Raw genomic sequence first — 20702 nt, 5'->3', positions numbered from 1 at the left:
CCATTCCGCTAGTCAGGCCGCGAACCAGGGGGATCGCGATGGCCACGGGGCAGACACCGGCAACCGGAAGCGGCGACAGCCTGCCCGGCTTTCTGTTCGCCTTGGCCGCTTATGTGCTTTGGGGATTCCTGCCGCTCTACATGAAGGCGCTGGCGCATATCCCCCCGCAGGAAGTGATCGCCCATCGCGTCCTCTGGTCGGTTCCGGTGGCCGGTGCGATCCTGATCGCCACGGGCCGGACGGCGGATCTGATGCGCGCGCTTCGCACACCCCGGATGCTGGGCATGGCGGCCCTGACCGCGGCGCTGGTCTCCCTCAACTGGGGGATCTACGTCTGGGCGATTGGATCGGGCCATGCGCTGGACGCGGCGCTGGGGTATTTCATCAACCCGCTGTTTTCGGTCTTGCTTGGCGCGGTGCTGTTGGGGGAACGCTTGTCGGGCGCGCAGTGGCTTGCCATCACGCTGGCGGCCCTCGCCGTCGCAATCCTGACGATCAAGGCAGGGCATCTGCCCGTCGTCGCGCTGGCGTTGACGCTGACCTGGGGCTGCTATGCCTTCTTCAAGAAATGGCTACCGATCGGTCCCAATCAGGGCTTCATGCTTGAGGTTCTTCTGCTGACCCCGCCGGCTCTGGCCTATGTGCTTTGGCTCGCCAGCAGTGGCCAGGGCCATCTGCTTGCGGGATCGGCCTTCGACACCTGGATGCTTCTGGGCTGCGGGGTCGTAACCGCCGTGCCGCTGGTGCTTTATGCAAACGGGGCGAAAAAGCTGACGCTCTCGACCATCGCGATCATGCAGTACATCGCGCCGACGATGATCTTCCTGACCGCGGTCTTCGTTTTCGGAGAAGAGTTCGACACCACCCGCAAGATCGCGTTCCCGCTGATCTGGGCGGCGCTGGTGATCTACACGATGGCGATGCTGCGGGGCCGCAAGCGCGCGGCGGCCTGACGGCCGCTCAGACCGCTGGCGCGACGGGGTAGCTGATTTGGCCGCCCCCCACCGCCGCGCCTACCCCCGTGGTCGAGGGGCAGGAGGTCGGCAAGCCTCGCGCGACCCGGACGGCAAGGTAGGCGAAGGCCTGCGCCTCCAGCATGTCGCCGTCGAGGCCCGCGTCCTCCACTGGGGCGACGGGCGCGTCGAGCACGTCGTCGAGCATCGCCATCAGCGTCACGTTACGCCGCCCGCCGCCGGTCACGAGGATGCGTTCGGGTGGCGAAGGGAAATGCTCGGCCGCACGTCCAACGGCGGCCGCAGCTGCAAAGGTCAGCGTGGCTGCGGCATTGGCATCCGACAGGTCCGCCACCATGCCGAGAAGCCCGTGAAAGTCGTTCCGGTCCAGCGATTTGGGCGGCAGCTTCAGGAAATAGGGGTGATCGAGGAAGCGGGCGATGACGGCTTCGTCCACCGCGCCCTCCGCCGCCAGCCCGCCCGAGGCGTCATGCGAAACACCCAGCCGCTCCGTCATGAGGTCGTTCACGGGCGCATTCGCCGGGCCGGTGTCGAAGGCGAGGCATGCGCCCGGCACTTCGGGCGCAGGCTGGGCCGGATCGACCCAGGTCAGGTTCCCGACCCCGCCAAGGTTCAGGAACACGACCGGAGCCCGCGCGCCGATCCAGCGCGCGCAGGCGAAGTGAAAGAAGGGCGCAAGCGGCGCCCCCTGCCCGCCCAGTTGCACGTCCGAGGACCGGAAATCCCAGACCACGGGGCGGTCCAGATGCTGGGCAAGCCGCGCCCCGTCGCCAGCCTGATGGGTGCCACGCCCGGCGGGATCGTGGGCGAGGGTCTGGCCATGGAACCCCACGAGGGCCGCCCTGGGCGCAAGCGGGGCCAGGACCTCCTCATGCGCGGCCTCGACCATGCGGGCGGCGGCGGAAACGGCAATCCCCTCGGGCCATTGGCCGAGCGCGGCACGGATCACGGCGCGTTCATCATCCGAATAGGGCCGGTAGGCTGTGTCGCCGAAGGCCTCGATCCGGTGGCCATCCGTCAGAACAAGCGCCGCGTCCACCCCGTCGAGCGAGGTCCCCGACATGGCGCCCAGCGCCCAGATGGAACCCGATTTCATCATGCCCTTCCCCTCGCCCGCCCCCACAGATATACGCAAGGCGCAATCAATGGGACAAGCGGCGATGACCTACCACCCGAAATCCGATTTCATGCGCGTGATGATGGAGCGCGGCTTCCTGGCCGACTGCACCGATTATCAGGGCCTGGACGAGGCTTTGGCGAAGGGCGTGGTCCCGGCCTATATCGGCTTTGATGCCACGGCGAAGTCGCTGCATGTCGGCTCTCTCATCCAGATCATGATGCTGCGTTGGTTGCAGAAGACCGGGCACAAGCCCTTGGTCCTGATGGGCGGCGGCACGACCAAGGTGGGTGACCCCTCCTTCCGCGCGGAGGAGCGTCCGCTGCTGACGCCCGCGCAGATCGACGACAACATCGCGGGCATCAAGCGGGTCTTTGCCGCCTATGTCACTTTCGGCGACGGGCCGGCGGACGCGCTGATGCTGAACAACGCGGAATGGCTCGATACGCTCAACTACCTCGACTTCCTGCGCGACATCGGGCGGCATTTCAGCGTCAACCGGATGCTGTCGTTCGAAAGCGTGAAATCGCGGCTGGACCGCGAGCAGTCGCTGTCGTTCCTGGAGTTCAACTACATGATCCTCCAGGCCTATGACTTCCTGGAGCTGAACCGCCGTTACGGCTGCCTGTTGCAGATGGGCGGCTCCGACCAGTGGGGCAACATCGTCAACGGTATCGACCTGACGCGCCGGGTTCTGGACCGGGAGATCTATGGCCTGACCTCGCCGCTTCTGACGACCTCGGACGGCAAGAAGATGGGCAAATCGGCCTCGGGCGCCATCTGGCTCAATGCCGACATGCTGAGCCCCTACGAGTTCTGGCAGTTCTGGCGCAACACCACGGATGCCGACGTGGGGCGGTTCCTGAAGCTTTACACCGAGCTTCCGATCGAGGAATGCGACCGGCTGGGCGCGCTGGAAGGCGCGGAGATCAACCAGGCGAAGGTCGTCCTTGCAAACGAGGTCACGACGCTGGCCCACGGGAGCGAGGCCGCACAGGCGGCGGAGGCGACCGCGCGCGAGGTCTTCGAGAAGGGCGGCGTGGGCGAGGACCTGCCGACGTTGCAGCTGAACCCGTCCGAGCTAGGCGAGGGCATCAGCCTGGCGCAGTTGATCGTGCGCTCTGGCCTCGCGAAATCCGGCAAGGACGCCAAGCGCCTGATCGCCGAAGGCGGGGCGCGGGTGAACGACGAGCTTGCGACCGATGCGGGACAGATGTTCGGGGCAAGCCATTTTGCGGCGCCGCTGAAACTCACCGCGGGCAAGAAACGCCACGCGCTGGTAGTCCTGAGCTAGGCCGCCGCCCGGGCCTTTGGCGCGCGCGGGGGGCTGTCTGCCCCCCGCACCCCCCGAGGATATTTGTGAAAAGAAGAAGGCGGGGTCGCGGATTATTCCGCGACCGTCACCTTGTCCATGCGGTCGGGGTCGCTGACCGACCCGTTGCGGGCCTGGTCGCCGCGCTTGATCGCATCGACCACGTCCATGCCTTCGATCACATGCCCGACGACGGTGTAGTCGCCGTTCAGGAACTCCCCCGGCGCGAACATGATGAAGAACTGAGAGTTCGCGCTGTCGGGATGCTGGGAGCGGGCCATGCCGACGATGCCGCGCAGGAAGGGCACCTCGGAGAACTCCGCCGGGATGTCGGGGAGGTCGGAGCCGCCCATGCCGGCCATCGACAGATCGCCACCGGTCTTGCCGTATTGCACATCGCCGGTCTGGGCCATGAAACCGTCAATGACGCGGTGGAAGACCACGCCATCATAGGCGCCCGAGGCCGCAAGCGTGGTGATCTGCTTGACATGCAGCGGCGCCACGTCCGGCATGAGGTCGATGACGATACGGCCATTGGCCTCGCCCGCCACCTCGATCACAAGGTTGGGGCCGGGGCCGTCGGTCGTGTCGGCCTCGGTCCCCGACTGGGCCACGGCGACCATCGCGCCAAGCGCCAGGAAACCGGCGGCGAAAAGGCCGCCGGCAAGAAAGCGCGGATCACGCATCTGCGGCCACCTTCACGGTGATCATGCGATCGGGATTCATCGGCGGTTCGCCGCGCTGGATCTTGTCCACGTGTTCCATACCCGAGATGACACGGCCATAGACCGTGTACTGGCGGTTCAGGAAGTGGTTGTCCTTGAAGTTGATAAAGAACTGGCTGTTGGCCGAGTTCGGGTTCGATGAGCGCGCCGCCCCGAGCGTGCCACGGTCATGCGGGACGCCGGAAAACTCGGCCGGAAGGTCAGGCAGGTCCGATCCGCCGGTCCCGGCGCGGCGCGGGTTCCAGCCCTGCTCCATGTTGGCATGTTCAACGTCGCCGGTCTGGGCCATGAAGCCGTCGATGACACGGTGGAAGGCCACGTTGTCATACTTGCCGGCGCGGGCGAGGTCCTTCATCCGCTGGCTGTGATGGGGCGCGACGTCGGGCAGAAGCTCGATGACGACGGGGCCGTCCTTCAGTTCGATGATGATGGTGTTTTCGGGGTCCTTGATCTCGGCCATGGCGGTCTCCTCAGAAAAAGTCCCGCGGAACCTAGTGCGGGCGCGGGCGTATTGAAAGGGCAAAGCGATGCCTTCGGTTGACCTTTGGTGAATGTTGGGCTGAATGGTCGGAAAAAGGCGGGCGGTGCGCCCGGAATGGAAAGGATGCGGCGATGCGCTGGAAGACCCTCGACGACATGGAGCTGAAGGACAAGACGGTGCTTGTCCGGGTGGACATCAACGTGCCGGTCGAGGCGGGCCATGTCACGGACGCGACCCGCATCGAGAAGATCGTGCCGACCGTCCGCGACATCCTGAAGGCGGGCGGGCGGCCAGTTCTGCTGGCGCATTTCGGGCGCCCCAAGGGCGAGGTCGTGCCAGAGATGAGCCTGCGCATCACCCTTCCCTCTTTGGAAAAGGCGCTCGGGTGCAAGGTGATCTTTGCCGAGGACTGCATCGGCGGACCGGCGAAGAAGGCCGTCGCGGCGATGCAGCCGGGTGACGTGGTGCTTCTGGAAAACACCCGCTTCCACAAGGGCGAGGAAAAGAACGACCCCATGCTGGCGGCCAGCATGGCGGCGCTGGGCCAGGTCTATGTGAACGACGCGTTTTCGGCGGCGCACCGGGCGCATGCCTCGACCGAGGGAATCGCGAAGCTGATGCCGTCCTGCGCGGGACGTTTGATGGAGGCGGAACTGAAGGCGCTGAACGCGGCGCTGGGCGATCCGGCGCGTCCCGTGGCCGCCGTCGTCGGTGGCGCCAAGGTTTCCACCAAGCTCGATCTGCTCGGCAATCTGGTGACCAAGGTCGATCACCTGATCATCGGCGGCGGCATGGCCAATACTTTCCTGGTCGCCCAGGGGATCGGCGTCGGCAAGTCGCTGGCCGAACATGACATGGCCGACACGGCGCGCGCGATCCTGGCCAAGGCGGCGGATGCGGGCTGCACGATCCATCTGCCCGCCGACGTGGTCGTGGCGCGGGAATTCGCGGCCGGTGCCGCCAGCGCGGTCGTGGCCGCCGACGCCTGCCCCGAGGACGCGATGATCCTGGACGCGGGGCCGGAGGCCGTCGCAGCCATCGCCTCGGTGTTCGAGACATGCCGAACGCTCATCTGGAACGGGCCGCTCGGCGCGTTCGAGATCGAGCCGTTCGATGCCGCGACAAACGCGGCCGCCCGTACGGCGGCGGAACTGACCAAGGCGGGCAAGCTGGTGTCGGTCGCGGGCGGCGGCGATACCGTTGCCGCGCTGAACAAGGCGGGCGCCGCGGGGGATTTCAGCTATATCTCCACCGCCGGAGGGGCGTTCCTGGAATGGATGGAGGGCAAGACCCTGCCGGGTGTTGCCGCGCTGATGGACTAGACGACACGGTCAGTCGGGATTGTGCGCCCGCCGGGCGGCTGTTTGCGCCACCATATTTGCATCGCCCCGGCCCCTCGCCTAAGACTGGGCGCCGGGGCGTAAACTCATGGGATTCCTTGGCGGAGAGAATGATGGCACGGCAGGATCAGGCGAAACAGATGCGGGCGGGCAAGGGCTTTATCGCGGCGCTCGACCAGAGCGGCGGGTCCACCCCGAAGGCGCTGAAACTTTATGGGATCGCCGAGGGCGCCTGGTCGAATGACGAGGAGATGTTTTCGCTGATCCACGCGATGCGCAGCCGCATCGCGACGTCGCCCGCCTTTACCGGCGACCGCGTGATCGGCGCCATCCTGTTCGAGCGGACCATGGACGGCGAGATCGGCGGCAAGCCCGCCGCGCAGTACATCTGGGAAGACCGCGGCGTCGTGCCCTTCCTGAAGATCGACAAGGGGCTTGAGGACGCGACCGACGGGGTCAAGCTGATGAAGTCCATCGGCGGGCTCGACGCGCTTCTGGAGCGGGCGGTCAAGGCCGGTATCTTCGGGACCAAGGAACGCTCCGTCATCGACGCGGCCAACCCCAAGGGGATCGCGGCCTGCGTGGCGCAGCAGTTCGACCTGGCCCGCCAGGTTCTGGCACATGGGCTGATGCCGATCATCGAACCGGAGGTCACGATCTCCATCGCCGACAAGGCCGAGGCCGAGGACATCCTGCTGACCGAGATCCTCAAGCAACTGGATGCCCTGCCCGACGGCACCGAAGTCATGCTGAAGCTGACGCTGCCGACGAAGCCCGATCTTTATCGACCGCTGGTCGACCACCCGAAGGTCATGCGCGTCGTCGCGCTTTCGGGCGGCTACAGCCGCGACGAGGCCAACGCGCATCTCGCGCGGAACACCGGCGTGATCGCCAGCTTCTCCCGCGCGCTGACCGAAGGGCTTTCGGCCCAGCAGTCGGATGCGGAATTCGATGCCGCGCTGGATCGCGCGATCCAGTCGATCTACGAGGCCTCGATCACCTGAGACGGCCCGAAATAGGGAAAAACAGGGGATTCCCTTGGCGAATCGCCTGTGCCATTATGCCTCGCAGCCACCCGTCAGAGGCGGCAGCGAGGCATAGATGAGCGCAGCACGAAATTCACCCCGCATCGGGCCGGTGTTGTTTTACGCCGGGGCCTTGGCGGCCGCATTCTACTTTACGTTCGCCGCCGTTCAGGGGGATTTCGGCGTGTTCCGCCGTGTGCAGATCGACGCGGAGAAGGCGGGCCTGATCGCGGAGCGTGACCGTCTGAAACAGGAGGTCACCCGCATGGCCAATCTGACACGCCGCCTGTCGGATGACTACCTCGACCTGGACCTCCTTGATCAACAGGCCCGTGACGTCCTGGGCCTGATCCGGTCCGACGAGATCGTGATCCGCTGAGCGCTGGCGCCGCCCCAGAAAGACCGTCACAGCAGAGCCGAGGCCAGTGGGCGCTGAAGAGGCCGATCCAGCCCTGAATTCCCGGGCCATCCCCTCGCGCGGCCTGCATCGCCGGCCTACAGGGATTACCTGATCTCGCGAAAAAAACCTCGTCACAACGTCGAAGTTGGGCTATAAGATAGTTCAACGTTGAACTACTTTTTCGCCATTGGGAGGTCGCCGCTATGGCAGCAAGAAAAGTCGCAGCGAAATCAAATACATCAAAAGACGAGCTGCTATCCTATTACCGGGAGATGCTCCTGATCCGGCGATTCGAGGAAAAGGCGGGTCAGCTTTATGGCATGGGCCTGATCGGCGGCTTCTGCCACCTTTACATCGGGCAGGAAGCCGTCGTCGTCGGACTTGAGGCCGCGGCGGAAGAGGGCGACAAGCGCATCACTTCCTATCGCGACCACGGACACATGCTCGCCTGCGGGATGGACCCCAAGGGCGTGATGGCGGAACTGACGGGACGTGAGGGCGGCCTTTCCAAGGGGAAGGGTGGCTCCATGCACATGTTCTCGAAGGAAAAGCACTTCTACGGCGGCCACGGCATCGTTGGTGCGCAGGTGCCGCTGGGCGCAGGCCTAGCCTTCGCGGATAAGTATAAGGGCAACGGTCGCGTTACCTTCGCCTATTTTGGCGACGGTGCGGCAAACCAGGGCCAGATCTACGAAACCTTCAACATGGCGGCGCTTTGGAAGCTGCCGGTGATCTTCGTGATCGAGAATAACCAGTACGCCATGGGGACCGCCCAGCGCCGCTCGACCTCCACGCCCGACTTGCACACCCGTGGCCTCGCCTTCGGCATTCCGGGCGAAACCGTCGACGGGATGGATGTGCTGGCGGTCAAGGCTGCCGGCGAAAAGGCTGTCGCGCACTGCCGCGAGGGCAAGGGCCCCTACATCCTTGAGGTGATGACCTACCGTTACCGCGGGCATTCGATGTCCGACCCGGCGAAGTACCGCACGCGCGAGGAAGTTCAGAAGATGCGCGACGAGCGCGATGCGATCGAGCATGTGCGCGAATTGCTGCTGCAAGGCAAGCACGCGACCGAGGACGACCTGAAGGCCATCGACAAGGAAATCAAGGCGGTCGTGAACGAGGCGGCCGAATTTTCGAAGCAAAGCCCCGAGCCCGCGCTCGAGGAGCTTTGGACCGACATCTACGCGTAAGGGGGACTGACGCATGGCTACCGAAATTCTGATGCCCGCCCTGTCGCCGACGATGGAGGAGGGAAAACTCGCGAAATGGCTGGTGAAGGAGGGCGACAGCGTCACCTCGGGCCAGATCATCGCAGAGATCGAAACCGACAAGGCTACGATGGAATTCGAGGCCGTCGATGAGGGGACAGTCGGCAAGATCCTGATTGCCGAGGGCACCGAGGGCGTAAAGGTCAACACCCCCATCGCGATTCTTGTCGAGGAAGGCGAGAGCGTTTCCGAGGCGACGACCCCGGCTGCGCCCGCGCCGGCCCCAACCCCGGCCCCGGCTTCCGCACCCGTCGCGGCGGCCCCGGCAGCGCCCGTAGCCGACCGCTCGCCGGATTGGCCCGAGGGCACACCGATGAAGACCATGACCGTGCGCGAGGCGCTTCGCGAGGCGATGGCCGAAGAGATGACCCGCGACGAGGATGTCTACCTCATGGGGGAGGAAGTGGGCGAGTACCAGGGCGCCTACAAGATCTCCCAAGGGTTGCTCGACCAGTTTGGTGAACGGCGCGTGATCGACACGCCGATCACCGAGCATGGCTTTGCAGGCATCGCGGTCGGTTCGGCCATGGCAGGCCTACGCCCGATCGTGGAGTTCATGACCTTCAACTTCGCCATGCAGGCGATCGACCACATCATCAACTCTGCCGCCAAGACACTTTACATGTCCGGCGGCCAGATGGGGTGCCCGATCGTGTTCCGCGGCCCGAATGGTGCGGCTGCGCGCGTGGCCGCCCAGCACAGCCAGGACTACGCGGCCTGGTACGCCCAGATCCCGGGCCTGAAGGTCGTGCAGCCCTATTCGGCCGCCGACGCCAAGGGTCTGCTGAAGACTGCGATCCGCGATCCGAACCCGGTCATCTTCCTGGAAAACGAGATCCTCTACGGCCGGAGCTTCGAGGTCCCGGACCTGCCGGACTTCACCGTGCCCTTCGGCAAGGCGAAGATCTGGCGCGAGGGCTCGGATGTGACCATCGTCTCCTTCGGGATCGGGATGACGCATGCGCTCGACGCGGCGGACAAGCTGGCCGCCGAGGGCATCAGCGCCGAGGTCATCGACCTGCGCACCCTGCGCCCGATCGATTATGACACTGTCATCGCCTCGGTCATGAAGACGAACCGCTGCGTGACCGTTGAGGAAGGCTGGCCCGTTGCCTCGATCGGCAATCACCTGTCCGCCGTGATCATGGAGCGCGCCTTCGACTGGCTCGACGCGCCGGTGATCAATTGCACGGGCAAGGACGTGCCGATGCCCTACGCGGCCAACCTGGAAAAACTGGCGCTTGTGACCTCGGACGAGGTTGTGGCGGCGGTCAAGAAAGTCACCTACCGCTGAGGAGATAAGACGATGGCAACCGAAATCCTGATGCCCGCCCTGTCTCCGACGATGGAGGAAGGGACACTTGCAAAATGGCTGGTGAAGGAGGGCGACACGGTGTCGTCCGGCGATATCATCGCCGAGATCGAAACCGACAAGGCCACGATGGAGTTCGAGGCGGTTGATGAGGGGATCGTCGGCAAGATCCTGATCGCCGAGGGCACCTCAGGCGTGAAGGTCAACACGCCGATCGCCATCATGGTCGAGGAAGGCGAAAGCGCGGACGCGGCCCCGGCCGCCAAGCCTGCCCCTGCTGTCTCGGCGCCTGCGCCCGCCTCCGTGGCGCCCGCCCCCGGTCCTGCCGCCGCCCCGGCGGCGCCAGCTGCAACCAGCGGGGCGCGCGTCCTGGCCTCGCCGCTCGCGCGGCGCCTGGCAAAGGAAAAGGGCGTCGATATCTCGACCCTGTCAGGCTCGGGCCCGCACGGCCGGATCGTAAAGGCGGATGTGGAGGCGGCCTCCGCAGCGCCCAAGGCCGCAGCCGCGATTGCGGCACCCGAGGCTGCTCCCGCTGCGGCGGCGCCCGCGGCCGCCACGGCTCCGACAGGCATGTCCGCCAGTGTCGTCGCACGGATGTACGAAGGCCGCGTATATACCGAAGTTCCGCTTGACGGGATGCGCAAGACGATTGCCGCGCGTCTGACCGAGGCCAAGCAGACGATCCCGCATTTCTATCTGCGGCGCGAGGTGCAGCTGGATGCGCTCATGGCCTTCCGGGGGCAGTTGAACAAGCAGCTTGAGGCGCGCGGCGTGAAGCTGTCGGTCAACGACTTCATCATCAAGGCCTGCGCGAATGCGCTTCAGGCGGTTCCCGACGCGAACGCCGTCTGGGCCGGGGACCGAATGTTGAAGCTGAAGCCCTCTGACGTGGCGGTCGCGGTCGCGGTCGAAGGCGGGCTCTTCACGCCCGTCCTGAAAGATGCCGAAAAGAAGACCTTGTCGGCGCTGTCTGCGGAGATGAAGGACCTGGCGAACCGCGCCAAGACCAAGAAGCTCGCCCCCCATGAATATCAGGGCGGAAGCTTCGCCATCTCAAACCTCGGCATGTTCGGGATCGAGAACTTTGATGCCGTCATCAACCCGCCGCACGGGGCAATCCTTGCGGTGGGGGCCGGCCTCAAGAAACCCGTCGTCAAACCGGACGGAGAGATCGGGGTAGCTACGGTGATGTCGATGACGCTGTCTGTCGATCACCGCGTGATCGATGGGGCGCTTGGTGCGGCTTTGCTTCAATCGATCGTCGACAATCTTGAGAACCCGCTGTCGATGCTGGCCTGAACCCGGGCCACCTGGAATACAGAAAGGCCGGGGCAGATGCCCCGGCCTTTTACCATTCTTACGGGGTTTCAGATCCCGTCGTCGATCAACTGATCCATCGCCAGTGCAGGTTGAGCGCAGCCGGCCTGGCCGATCACCTTGGCGGGAACACCCGCAACCGTTGAACATTCGGGCACGTCATGCAGAACGACCGACCCAGCCGCGATGCGGGAACAATCGCCCACGCGGATATTTCCCAAGACTTTAGCGCCCGCCCCGATCATCACGCCATTTCCGATTTTCGGATGACGGTCGCCATCTTCCTTGCCAGTGCCGCCCAGCGTCACTGAATGCAGCATGGAGACGTTGTCCCCGACGACCGCCGTCTCGCCAATCACGATGGAATGGGCGTGGTCGATCATGATCCCACGCCCAATCCGTGCGCCCGGATGGATATCAACGCCAAAGACCTCGCTCACACGCATTTGCACGAAGTAGGCCAGATCGCGCCGTCCGGTCATCCAGAGCCAGTGCCCGATGCGATAGGCTTGCACCGCCTGATAGCCCTTGAAGAACAGGATCGGTTGCAAGAACCGGTGGCATGCGGGGTCGCGGTCATAGACGGCCACGCAATCCGCGCGCGCCGCCTGACCGATCTCGGGGTCGGTCGCCAGCGCCTCATCCGCGATCTCGCGCAGGACCTGCTCGCTCATCTCGCCTGAGGCGAGCTTGAGCGAGAAGCGATAGGCGAGCGCCCGCTCCATCGACGGATGATGGAGCACACCCGAATGGATGAAGCCGCCCAGCAGCGGCTCGTCACGCACGGCCGCACGGGCTTCTTCACAGATATGCGTCCAGACCGGATCTACAGATGCGACTTTCGGGTTTCTCTGGGCCATGGCAACACCTCCGCGCTTGTTCCCTTCTAACAGATAGGAACGCCCGGCGAAACCGGTAGAGTGGAGACGCCACGATTGCACCGATGACGGCGGAGTAGGGTGTCCAGCACCAGCACAAGCGCTTCCAGATAGGAAGCATCGGTCAGATAGGGCTCCGTAGCGGGGTTCGGCACAGCCTGCCGAACGGCGGAAATCAGCGTTCCGTTTCCCCAGACCGGATGCACGCGGCCTATGCGTTTTCGATACCGGTCCGCCCAATCCGCATGAAGAAGCCAAGAGGCAAGCTGCCCGCCGCGCTCATCAGGCTCAAACCGTAAAAGCGCGCGGGCCGCCGCAACCACGTCAGCATGTGTCGGGGTTCGCAATCGCTAGAGATCCGGGAGCGAAAGCGTCAGGTAGTGGACGGCGATACGCACCGTGCCGGACGCGAAATCCCCGCCCGATGCGTCTAGCTGCATGGCCTCCGGCGCGTAGAATGTCGTCGGTTGCCCCAGGACACCGCGTGCGTAGGAGCCCACCGCCAAGCCGAGCCCCGCCCCGTAGCGCCCCGCCGCGCCGGGGTTGCCAAGCTGCCAACTCGACAGCGTCCCGGTGATCTCGCTGACCACCCGTGCGGTGGCCCCGATGACAACCGCATTCGACGGGATGATCGCACCCGTGATGGAGGCCGAACCCGGCGTCAAGACGTGATCGACCTCCGCGACACGCGCGGCGAGGCCGGAATTGTAGGGCGAAAGCGTGACCTGCCCAATGCGCCAGTTCGTGCCATCGTGAATCGCGCCAGCCCCAACGTCGGCAACGTGAGCCCGCCATCCGCGTGCGGGCGCGGCGAAGCTCCAGCCGCCGTTGGTGCCGATCGCGACCGTGCCCTCCCGCCCACTCCAGGCGTTAACCGCACCAGCCGGGACGCCAAAACACATCCCATCAAGGACCACCACCGGGGGTGTCGCTTGGCTGATGGATTGCAGGGTCAATTGGACCAACCCGTCGAGGCGCATGAGCGCCTCGTTGACGGTGACATGCTTTTGCGCCTGCGATGCCTGAACGAGCGGCAAGCCCAGTTGGCTGGTATCAGTCATTGATGTTCATCCTCGTGAATGCGCCGGGCCCGAAGGCGTCGGAGAGTTGTGCGACATGGATCTCGAAAGGCGCTGCGACCGCGTCCGCCTGGATCAGCGCCTGGGCGTAGGTCCAATAAGGCAGACCAACCGTGATTTCCCGGCGAATGGCGCCGTTCTGAACGATCCGCACCACGTAGGCCTCTCGGCTTTCGCCCAAGGGGACTTCGATCCCGCTCCAGCTATCGCCGCTGACCCGCGTTCGGCGAACCCAGCTTATGGAGAGGTCTCCACCCTGCCAGGCGCCCCGCAAGTGCGCTGGCGCATAGGGGCGAAGGCCGATGCCCGGGAACGCCTCGACAAGATGCAGATAGGAAGGATCGTCATAGCTCCGCGTCGCCGGGCCTATCCGGAAATGCCGCGACAGGTCGCGCGCTTCTACGGAAAGCCCGATCTGCCGTGGCGCACCGTCCAGAAGCACGACGTGGCTACCGACAGGCCAGATGTCCGGCGCGATGGCATCGGTGCCCACCTGTCCACGCAGCAGATGGCGCAGATCATAGGTATCCGGGCCGACCAAAAGCGCCTCCTGGAACTGCAAAACCTCCCAGTTCGTTGGGGTTCCATCGCCGATCGCCATCAGGTTTGCCCCGTTCAGCACCTGCTCGCTACCGACCGAGCTCAACGCGCCGCCGGTAACATTGACCCGCAACACGCCCCCCCTGTCCCAGATACCCGGCCTCGCCGAGGCGAGCGGCGTGAGTGTCTGCCCCATGATCGACCGAACAGTCAGGATCTGGTCAAGCGCATAGCCCGCATCGGCGTCTGAGGCATAGACCGCCACGGTTCCTGGCCAGGGTTCCGCAGTCGCGGCGATATGCGGGGCGTGCGGTACCTCGTCACCGGACAGAAGCGGAAGATCCAGAAACAGCGCAGCGACAGGCAAGGGCGGCGCGAAAGGCCGCGGGGTTACCCGCTCTTCAGCTTCGTCCGAAGGCTCATAGACTGCGGATTCCACCCGAACCGCGTCCAACTGAAGTGCCCCGGCCCTTTCGACCTGATCGATGCGATAGGTGCGATCCGCGCAGGTCACGACATCCCCAGCCGCAAGCGCCCCGGCAGAGGGCGGCACCGCGAAGCGCGCGCTATCCCTGGCCACGCGCGCTTCCGAAAGCCAGCGTTCGACGATCCGCTGCCCCTCGCTTCGCGTCAGCGACAGATTGAGTTCCGATTGGGATACGCTTTGGGTCCGCTCATCCGGAAAGATCGCCTCGACCGATCGTGCCTCGTAATCTCCTTCCGCCTCGACGAAATTCAAGCGCACGCGCCCGGCCAATTCCGCCTCGGGCGCGCGGTCGGTTTCCGTCCAGCCGTCCAGATCGTCGGTAACGGCGAGGTGATCGGGCGTAAGCGCCCGCACGGGGCGCCCATCCCGCATCCGGAAGGACAAAACGCCATCACGCTCTGCCGCGTCAAATCCAAAGGCCAGCATCAGGGGCTGCAACCCCGCGCGCCCCGTGCCGACATCCGAGACCCCATAGCCACGAACAAACCCGTGAAGCTGCGATACGTCGATGTCGCGAAGGCCGGAACGATCGCAGATCTCCGCCACCACGCTCGCGAGCGGCTGGGAGGCGGCGCGTCCGTTCAGCCAATGGCCACGCGCATAGTTCTCCCCGTCCGACCAGAGCGCCGTGTCGCCCGGAAACTGTGGAAACGGGCGCGCGTCCCAGGACCAGACATGGGCATGCTCCATGTCGATCATCCGGCCGTCGTACCGGTCGGAAACCGGGTTTCGGGCGGGATCGTCCCAGTATTCGCGCATCGCACGCAGATACTGCATCTGGATCAGATCGTCGCGTCGGCCGTCGGACCCGAAAGGCAGGGCGCTTTCCGACGATTTCGGGTCAAGGAACTTGTTCGGCTCGTTGGTGCCCCGATCGATGGCGGCGCATCCGTACTCAGCGAACCAGATTGGTTTCGACCGCGGTTCCCAGGCCGTTGGGGCAGACTGCCGGATGCCGCCAATCCGCTCGTGATGGGCGTTTTCCCACCAAGAACGAAAGTCCTTTAGGCGCCAGACCCAAGGCTCTCCGTGGGCGCCATCCTCGATCGGGGTCCGGATCTGCGCCACACGATGCGCGTCGCACGCGTAATACCAGTCGTAGTATTCGCCACCTTCGACGTTCGCTTTCAGATAGTCGAGGTTGTAGATCGTGCCCCAATGGGCGTCGGCCTGCGCGGTTCCCTCGCGCCAGTCGGACAGCGGCAGGTAGTTGTCGATCGCCACGAAGTCCACGTTCGGATCCGCCCAGAGCGCGTCGAGCGGATAGAGAAGATCACCCGAACCGTCCTGATAGCAATTGTATTCCGACCAGTCCGCCGCATAGCTGATCTTTGTCTGGGGACCCAGGATCGAGCGCACATCCGCCGCCAGGTGTCGCAGGGCCTCAACCGCGACGAAGGCGTCGTCGGCACCCCGAATACCGGTCAGGCCCCGCAGTTCCGACCCGATCAGGAATGCATCGACGCCACCTGCTGCAGCGCAAAGATGCGCATAATGCAGAACGAAACGGCGGTAGGACCACTCCGCCGGACCTGCGTAAGTGATCGTGGTGCCCGACACCGTGAAGTCTGAGGCCTGGACAGTCCCGAAGAAGGCCGCGACTTCCTCCCCCGCCGCCGCAGTCCGGTCTGGACTACCCGAACGGCCCGGTGCCACGGACAAGGTGATCCGCCCGCGCCATGGCAGCACGGACTGTTCCGCTGAGCCGTCCCAGGGGTCAGTCAGGCCGTTGCCCTCCAACTGATCCATCAGGATGAAGGGACAAAACATGACCGCCTGCCCATCCGCCCGGATCGCCGCAATCGCCTCGACAACGGAGGCGTCGGCCGGCGTTCCGCCGTAGACCGGCCTATCATCCTTGCGCGCGACCATCTCGGCCGCATGCCGCTTGACCCCACCCGCGCGCCAGGCCATCCCCTGCCCTTCGCGCGACGAATATTCGACCTTCGGCTTTACTTCGCACGCGGCGCATCGCAGGTCACTGCCGAACCAGGAAACGAGCAGCGAGACGGAACCGCAGTTCGGCAACTCCTCGCGCAGCGCGCGGAGCGAGACCGAAAAGTCCGTGCCTCCGACAGGAGAATGGACATTGGCCGAGACGTTCCGGCCTACACCCTCCTGATAGTGAACCGGCGTCGTCGCCAAGGCATACTCACCCGTTCCAGGGATCAATGCCACGCCGCGCACGCCCTCGCGCAGATCGGCAACGGCCTTCGTTGCAGGACCCTGTGCCGGGCGGAACACCTCGAACGACAGTTGCGGCACGCGGTTTCCGAAGCGTGTCACGGGCAGATCCTCAAACACGACATAGGCGATACCACGATATGCCGGCACGGCCCCAGCGCCTTCGACCGCCTCGATCTTCGGGTCCGGCAGTTGATCGTAGGCCCCGGTATAGACGCGCATCGTCACTTCATCGGGAGAGATCTCAACGCCGTCCGCCCAGATGCGACCAACGCGCGTTATCTCACCCTCACCAAGAGCGACGGCGAGGCTGACCGAGTAGGAATACTCCGTTACCGTAGGCTGCGAGGGCATTCCCTTGCCCCCGCCAGAGGTTGCCACGTGCTCACGAAATCGGGTTGCCCAGATGACCTGCCCGGAAACTCGCATCCGACCCCAGACAAGGCCAACGGGCGCTCCTTCGCTCGCCGAAGTCAGACGGTAGCGATCAATCCGGCCCGTTTCGACGGCGCGCGATCCCGATCCCAGAACCCGCTGGTCGATCATCCGGCCAATCGTCGCGCCGATGGCTCGCCCGATGACCGCGCCGGACAGACCCAGGATGGTGCCACCGAAGCCCGCACCGACAAATGCGCCCGCGGCTGACAGCAGGATGGTTGCCATGAGGACTCTCCTTAGGGAAATTCGAAACGCGCCGCCACGCGACGGCGCCATGCGTCGGTCAGGGCGCTTTCGACCACACCGTGCCCTGAATAGGCGTGAATGAAGCTGTCGCGCCCGGAGGCGATACCCAGATGCTTGGCGACCGACCCGTCGCGCATGCGGAATAGCAGCACCTGGCCAGCCGCCAGCGCACCGCTGCAAGCCACCAAATGGCGACCCGCCGCAGCCCAAAGGCGTTCCTCACCCTCGGGCTCGGACCAATCGCGTGTATAGGCTGGAACGGCCTCGGGCTCTTCTCCGTAAAGCTCCCGCCAGACCGCCCTGAGCAGGCCAAGGCAATCACACCCCGCCCCGAGACAGGACGCCTGATGACGGTAGGGCGTGCCGATCCAGCGCCGTGCGATCTCGACCGCCTGCAATCCAACCACGCCCGTCATCTGAGGCTCCCGCCGTCCTTGGCAGCGCCGGACGTCGGATAATCGATCAGCCAGTCCTCACCGGGAATATCCGGAAACCCCTGAAAATTCAGAAGGTTTGCGAACTTGAGCCGACACGTCTCCGCTCGCTTGTCGCACCCTGCCTCGATCCGGACGATCGTGCCGGCTGCGGGCGCTATGCCGAGCGATTGCCACAACTCGATCTCGCGTCGCGTCCCACGGATGCGATCGTTCTTGACGATCCCGATCAGGCCCTCCGCCGTACCGTCCAGAACCGTTAACCGGCCCTTCTCAAACCAGCGGTCGTCATGGCCGGCAAGTTGAGCAAAGTGAAAGACCCGCCCGTCCTCGACCACTTCGACCGGTAGCTCCACACGATAGCCGGGGGAGGCCGTGTCAAAGCTACAGGCCCGATCCCCGAGGATCGCCGAGCAGCGCGCATGGTAGATACGGCCCTGTGGTTGGTTAAGTGCCTCAGCCAGCCCCCGCAACTCGGCTGAAAACGCCCCCCCACGCCGCGTGACCTCACCAAGTGATCCGCGAAAGATCAGGGCCCGCTGCGCGGTGTCGGCCCAGTTGACCAGCCAGGCCCGAACCTCGGCGCCATCGTACCGGCCAGCAAGGATATCCGTCTCGGTGATCGCCTCGGAACTCAACGCGCCAAGGGCTTCAGTATTATCGACCGCGAGGCCCGTGCCACTCTGTACGGCCTTCGCTGTCAGCCCTGCATCGGCACGAAACGCGATCCCCTCGAAAGAAAGCGATCGGTCGTGATCGGTGAAACCCAGTGTCAGCCCATCGCGCCGCGTCACCGCGAAGGCGCGCGCGACCGTGGTCGCGCCGCTTTCCAGATGCGCGATGAACTCGCCGGAGAACCCGCTCACAGCCGCACCTCCACCACTGGAACGTTTGGAACATCGCCCGCCTGGAACGAGGCGACTGAAACCTGGATCGCATCGCTATCGAAGCGCACCGGCACATCAAACTCGAACCCCGCCGTCACCGTTTCGCCGACGGCGGGCGGCGAGGCGAAGGTGACGACCCCGGTTTCGACATCGACGGTGAAATGGACGCCTTCCGCCAGCTCGTCGCCCTGAAGGCCAATGCGCACGGTTCCGGCGACCGGCTTGGTGATCCGCCGGACCTGTGCATGCCCGCCCGAGGCGTAGGTCTTTACCAGCTGAAACCCGCGAAGAACCTCATCACCGATCCCGATCACCTGATCGGTGTAGGCGGGCGCGCCGGAGACCGAGCAGGACTTGTAGTCGGTCCAGTCCTTCCAGCGGAACGCGTGCAACTGTCCCTGCCTTGCCTCAAAGAACGCGATCAGCTCGCCAATGTCGTCCAGGCTGCGCAGGCTGACACCTGCATCATAGCGTCGGCGGGCCTCTGCCCAAGGCGTGTTGCGCTCTTCGAACCCGTTGGCGAGCGTAACGATCTCAGTCCGCCGCTCAGGCCCCCCGACCGAGCCGAAGCTCAGCTTCGTGGGAAATCGAACCTCGTGAAAGGCCATCTCTCTCTCCTCACCTGTTGCGTTCGCCGCGCGAGAGCGCCCGCGCCATCTGCGCGGCAATCTGGCTCTGGCTGCGGGCAAATCCCTGGACGTCGGGGGTGGTCACATGCACGGTCACGTTCACCGGCCGCCCCCCACCCGCGCTTTGCACGCCGAGCCGCCCGTCGGCGCCGCGCATCAACGGCATGATGGCCTCGGGTCCCGCTTCGCCCATCAGCCCGGTTGCCCCCCGCATGGGGAACATCGTCGGCGAACTGACAATGCCGCCCCGCGCAAAAGGCATCACCCGTCCCTGTGCGAAGCTCCCGCCGTTTTCGAAGGCGAAAACCCCGCTCAGCGCGGAGTTGAGCCCGTTTGCAAGCGCGCCGCCCAGCGCGTTCTGCACCGGGGCCATCGCGATATTGTAGATGGTATCCACAATGGTCTGCGCGACATCCTTCAGCGCGTCCGAAAGCTTCATCCCCTCGAACACCAGCCCGTCGAAGGCGCTGCGAAGGCCATTGCCAATGCTTCGGGACAGCGTGTTGACCTCGCGCCCCGTGAAAATCATGCTGTCGCGCATCCTGAGCAGTTCCGCATCGAACGCCGCCGCCATGACGCGCGCGCCACCAAGCGATTGCTCCAGCGCTGCGGCCTGTGCCTCAAGCCCGTCTAACCCGTCCGTCACCGGCATTTCCGTTTCCTTCCGTCTTGTCAGGCCAGGCCGCGATCAACTCTTCCAGCCGCGTCCGGCCCATGGGCCGTGCCGTTCCCGGTCCGCCCAGCATCAACACCAGTTCCGCGGGCGTCAGCCGCCAGAACTCCTCAGGCTTCAATCGCAGTTGAACCAATCCCGCCCGAAGAAGCGCGGGCCAGTCGAACCGGCCCATCACGGCTCCGGTGCGGTGAAGGCGCGCGCCAGAAGCTCGGCCGCTATGCGTGCGGCCGCCACCGGCCCGCCGGCGATCTCCGCCGCCATCAAATCCTCGGCCGTCCCGCGCCATCCGCCGCCACGCAGGCCCGCGACCACCAACATCAGCACATCGCGCGCCGAAAACCGCCCTGACTCGAACCGTTCCGCCAGCTCAACCAAGGAACCGGTCCCCAGTGCCGCCTCCAGCTCCGCCAGCGCGCCCAGTGTCAGCTTGGCTTCCCGGCGCTCGCCGTCCACGACGACTGCGACCTCTCCGGCCCAGGGGTTAGCCATCAGGCCACCGCCAGCGGCGTAAAGGTCAGCGCGCCGGCCGAGGCCAGCGACAGCTCATAGGTCGCCTCGCCGTTGTAGCTCCCTGCGTATTCGATCGAGGTCAGCTGGAACGGCCCCTCCACCACACCGAAATCCGGGATGATGACCTGAAACGCCTCGACCGTGCCGTCGAAAAAGATCTGGCGCGCGCGCTCGTCGGTGTTGTTGTCGAGGAATACGCCCGAGCCAGAAACCGAGGCGGAACGCACGCCCGCACCCCCCAGAAGCTCGCGCCACCCGCCTTGGCTGGCGAGGCTGGTGATGTCCACCGTTTCGGCGTTGAAACTGATACGCGTGGCCCTGAGGCCCGCGATGGTTTCGAACTGCCCGCCCCCTGTCTGGTCGAGCTTGATGAGAAGATCCTTGCCGTTCTGGGCCGCCATGTCCGGTCTCCGATTGATGATGGTGGGGGTCTGCCTCCC

The 20702-nt window shown here is 65.1% G+C and carries 22 protein-coding genes; 8 read left to right on the top strand and 14 right to left on the bottom strand.

The window, feature by feature from the left end; genetic code table 11:
- The first annotated feature begins 38 nt into the window (after positions 1-38).
- On the top strand, positions 39-953 hold the full coding sequence (gene rarD / locus OE647_RS07850; protein WP_263721165.1) for an EamA family transporter RarD: 915 nt from the start codon (positions 39-41) through the stop codon (positions 951-953).
- A gap of 7 nt (positions 954-960) precedes the next feature.
- On the opposite strand, the gene OE647_RS07845 is transcribed toward rarD, so the two are convergent.
- The gene (locus tag OE647_RS07845) at positions 961-2073 is read right to left on the bottom strand and encodes an anhydro-N-acetylmuramic acid kinase (protein ID WP_263721164.1); all 1113 of its coding nucleotides are present in this window, start codon (positions 2071-2073) and stop codon (positions 961-963) included.
- A gap of 61 nt (positions 2074-2134) precedes the next feature.
- On the opposite strand from OE647_RS07845, the gene tyrS reads away from it, so the two are divergent.
- Complete coding sequence (gene tyrS / locus OE647_RS07840) at positions 2135-3385, top strand: tyrosine--tRNA ligase (protein WP_263721323.1); 1251 nt, start codon at positions 2135-2137, stop codon at positions 3383-3385.
- A gap of 92 nt (positions 3386-3477) precedes the next feature.
- Here tyrS and OE647_RS07835 read toward each other — a convergent pair whose 3' ends face one another.
- Both OE647_RS07835 and OE647_RS07830 read right to left on the bottom strand, forming a co-directional pair.
- Positions 3478-4089 (bottom strand): peptidylprolyl isomerase, encoded by a 612-nt coding sequence (locus tag OE647_RS07835; RefSeq protein ID WP_412174934.1) that lies wholly within the window; start codon positions 4087-4089, stop codon positions 3478-3480.
- On the bottom strand, positions 4082-4588 hold the full coding sequence (locus tag OE647_RS07830) for a peptidylprolyl isomerase (RefSeq protein ID WP_263721163.1): 507 nt from the start codon (positions 4586-4588) through the stop codon (positions 4082-4084). The genes OE647_RS07835 and OE647_RS07830 overlap by 8 nt, the downstream gene beginning before the upstream one ends.
- Before the next feature lie 152 nt (positions 4589-4740).
- On the opposite strand from OE647_RS07830, the gene OE647_RS07825 reads away from it, so the two are divergent.
- The 6 genes from OE647_RS07825 (at position 4741) to OE647_RS07800 (ending at position 11256) form a co-directional block, all read left to right on the top strand.
- A complete protein-coding gene (locus OE647_RS07825; protein ID WP_263721162.1) occupies positions 4741-5931 on the top strand; it encodes a phosphoglycerate kinase in 1191 nt (396 codons plus the stop codon).
- 131 nt (positions 5932-6062) lie between these two features.
- Positions 6063-6953, top strand: coding sequence for a fructose bisphosphate aldolase (locus OE647_RS07820; RefSeq protein ID WP_263721161.1), 891 nt, complete (start codon positions 6063-6065; stop codon positions 6951-6953).
- 97 nt (positions 6954-7050) lie between these two features.
- Positions 7051-7353 carry a septum formation initiator family protein gene (locus tag OE647_RS07815; RefSeq protein WP_263721160.1) on the top strand — a complete coding sequence of 101 codons (303 nt, stop codon included), beginning with the start codon at positions 7051-7053 and terminating at the stop codon, positions 7351-7353.
- Between the two features lie 224 nt (positions 7354-7577).
- Positions 7578-8567 carry a pyruvate dehydrogenase (acetyl-transferring) E1 component subunit alpha gene (pdhA, locus tag OE647_RS07810; RefSeq protein WP_263721159.1) on the top strand — a complete coding sequence of 330 codons (990 nt, stop codon included), beginning with the start codon at positions 7578-7580 and terminating at the stop codon, positions 8565-8567.
- A 13-nt stretch (positions 8568-8580) separates the two neighbouring features.
- The gene (locus OE647_RS07805; protein ID WP_263721158.1) at positions 8581-9939 is read left to right on the top strand and encodes a pyruvate dehydrogenase complex E1 component subunit beta; all 1359 of its coding nucleotides are present in this window, start codon (positions 8581-8583) and stop codon (positions 9937-9939) included.
- A 12-nt stretch (positions 9940-9951) separates the two neighbouring features.
- On the top strand, positions 9952-11256 hold the full coding sequence (locus OE647_RS07800; protein WP_263721157.1) for a pyruvate dehydrogenase complex dihydrolipoamide acetyltransferase: 1305 nt from the start codon (positions 9952-9954) through the stop codon (positions 11254-11256).
- Between the two features lie 68 nt (positions 11257-11324).
- Here the strand turns inward: OE647_RS07800 and cysE are convergent, their stop codons facing one another.
- Genes cysE through OE647_RS07750 form a run of 11 tightly spaced genes read right to left on the bottom strand, consistent with a single transcriptional unit; the run spans position 11325 to position 20663 of the window.
- Complete coding sequence (gene cysE, locus OE647_RS07795; protein WP_263721156.1) at positions 11325-12134, bottom strand: serine O-acetyltransferase; 810 nt, start codon at positions 12132-12134, stop codon at positions 11325-11327.
- Between the two features lie 26 nt (positions 12135-12160).
- Positions 12161-12499: a DUF7742 family protein gene (locus OE647_RS20235; protein WP_459542707.1), complete on the bottom strand. Its 339-nt coding sequence runs from the start codon at positions 12497-12499 to the stop codon at positions 12161-12163.
- 3 nt (positions 12500-12502) lie between these two features.
- Positions 12503-13213, bottom strand: coding sequence for a DUF2793 domain-containing protein (locus OE647_RS07790; protein ID WP_263721155.1), 711 nt, complete (start codon positions 13211-13213; stop codon positions 12503-12505).
- Positions 13206-17105 carry a baseplate multidomain protein megatron gene (locus OE647_RS07785; RefSeq protein WP_263721154.1) on the bottom strand — a complete coding sequence of 1300 codons (3900 nt, stop codon included), beginning with the start codon at positions 17103-17105 and terminating at the stop codon, positions 13206-13208. The genes OE647_RS07790 and OE647_RS07785 overlap by 8 nt, the downstream gene beginning before the upstream one ends.
- A gap of 11 nt (positions 17106-17116) precedes the next feature.
- Positions 17117-17542, bottom strand: coding sequence for an NlpC/P60 family protein (locus OE647_RS07780; RefSeq protein WP_263721153.1), 426 nt, complete (start codon positions 17540-17542; stop codon positions 17117-17119).
- Positions 17539-18426 carry a DUF2163 domain-containing protein gene (locus OE647_RS07775; protein ID WP_263721152.1) on the bottom strand — a complete coding sequence of 296 codons (888 nt, stop codon included), beginning with the start codon at positions 18424-18426 and terminating at the stop codon, positions 17539-17541. Before OE647_RS07775 ends, OE647_RS07780 begins: the two co-directional genes overlap by 4 nt.
- Positions 18423-19055 carry a DUF2460 domain-containing protein gene (locus OE647_RS07770; RefSeq protein ID WP_263721151.1) on the bottom strand — a complete coding sequence of 211 codons (633 nt, stop codon included), beginning with the start codon at positions 19053-19055 and terminating at the stop codon, positions 18423-18425. The genes OE647_RS07775 and OE647_RS07770 overlap by 4 nt, the downstream gene beginning before the upstream one ends.
- A gap of 10 nt (positions 19056-19065) precedes the next feature.
- The gene (locus OE647_RS07765; protein WP_263721150.1) at positions 19066-19728 is read right to left on the bottom strand and encodes a phage tail tape measure protein; all 663 of its coding nucleotides are present in this window, start codon (positions 19726-19728) and stop codon (positions 19066-19068) included.
- Positions 19697-19924: a rcc01693 family protein gene (locus OE647_RS07760; RefSeq protein WP_263721149.1), complete on the bottom strand. Its 228-nt coding sequence runs from the start codon at positions 19922-19924 to the stop codon at positions 19697-19699. The genes OE647_RS07765 and OE647_RS07760 overlap by 32 nt, the downstream gene beginning before the upstream one ends.
- Positions 19924-20241: a gene transfer agent family protein gene (locus tag OE647_RS07755; RefSeq protein WP_263721148.1), complete on the bottom strand. Its 318-nt coding sequence runs from the start codon at positions 20239-20241 to the stop codon at positions 19924-19926. Before OE647_RS07755 ends, OE647_RS07760 begins: the two co-directional genes overlap by 1 nt.
- Complete coding sequence (locus tag OE647_RS07750) at positions 20241-20663, bottom strand: phage major tail protein, TP901-1 family (protein ID WP_263721147.1); 423 nt, start codon at positions 20661-20663, stop codon at positions 20241-20243. Before OE647_RS07750 ends, OE647_RS07755 begins: the two co-directional genes overlap by 1 nt.
- Between the last annotated feature and the right edge of the window lie 39 nt (positions 20664-20702).

Source organism: Albidovulum sediminicola, from assembly GCF_025751575.1.
GTDB classification, from domain to species: Bacteria; Pseudomonadota; Alphaproteobacteria; order Rhodobacterales; family Rhodobacteraceae; genus Albidovulum; species Albidovulum sediminicola.
The sequence above is the reverse complement of the archived record's forward strand: the minus strand, read 5'-3'. Positions and strand labels throughout refer to the sequence as shown.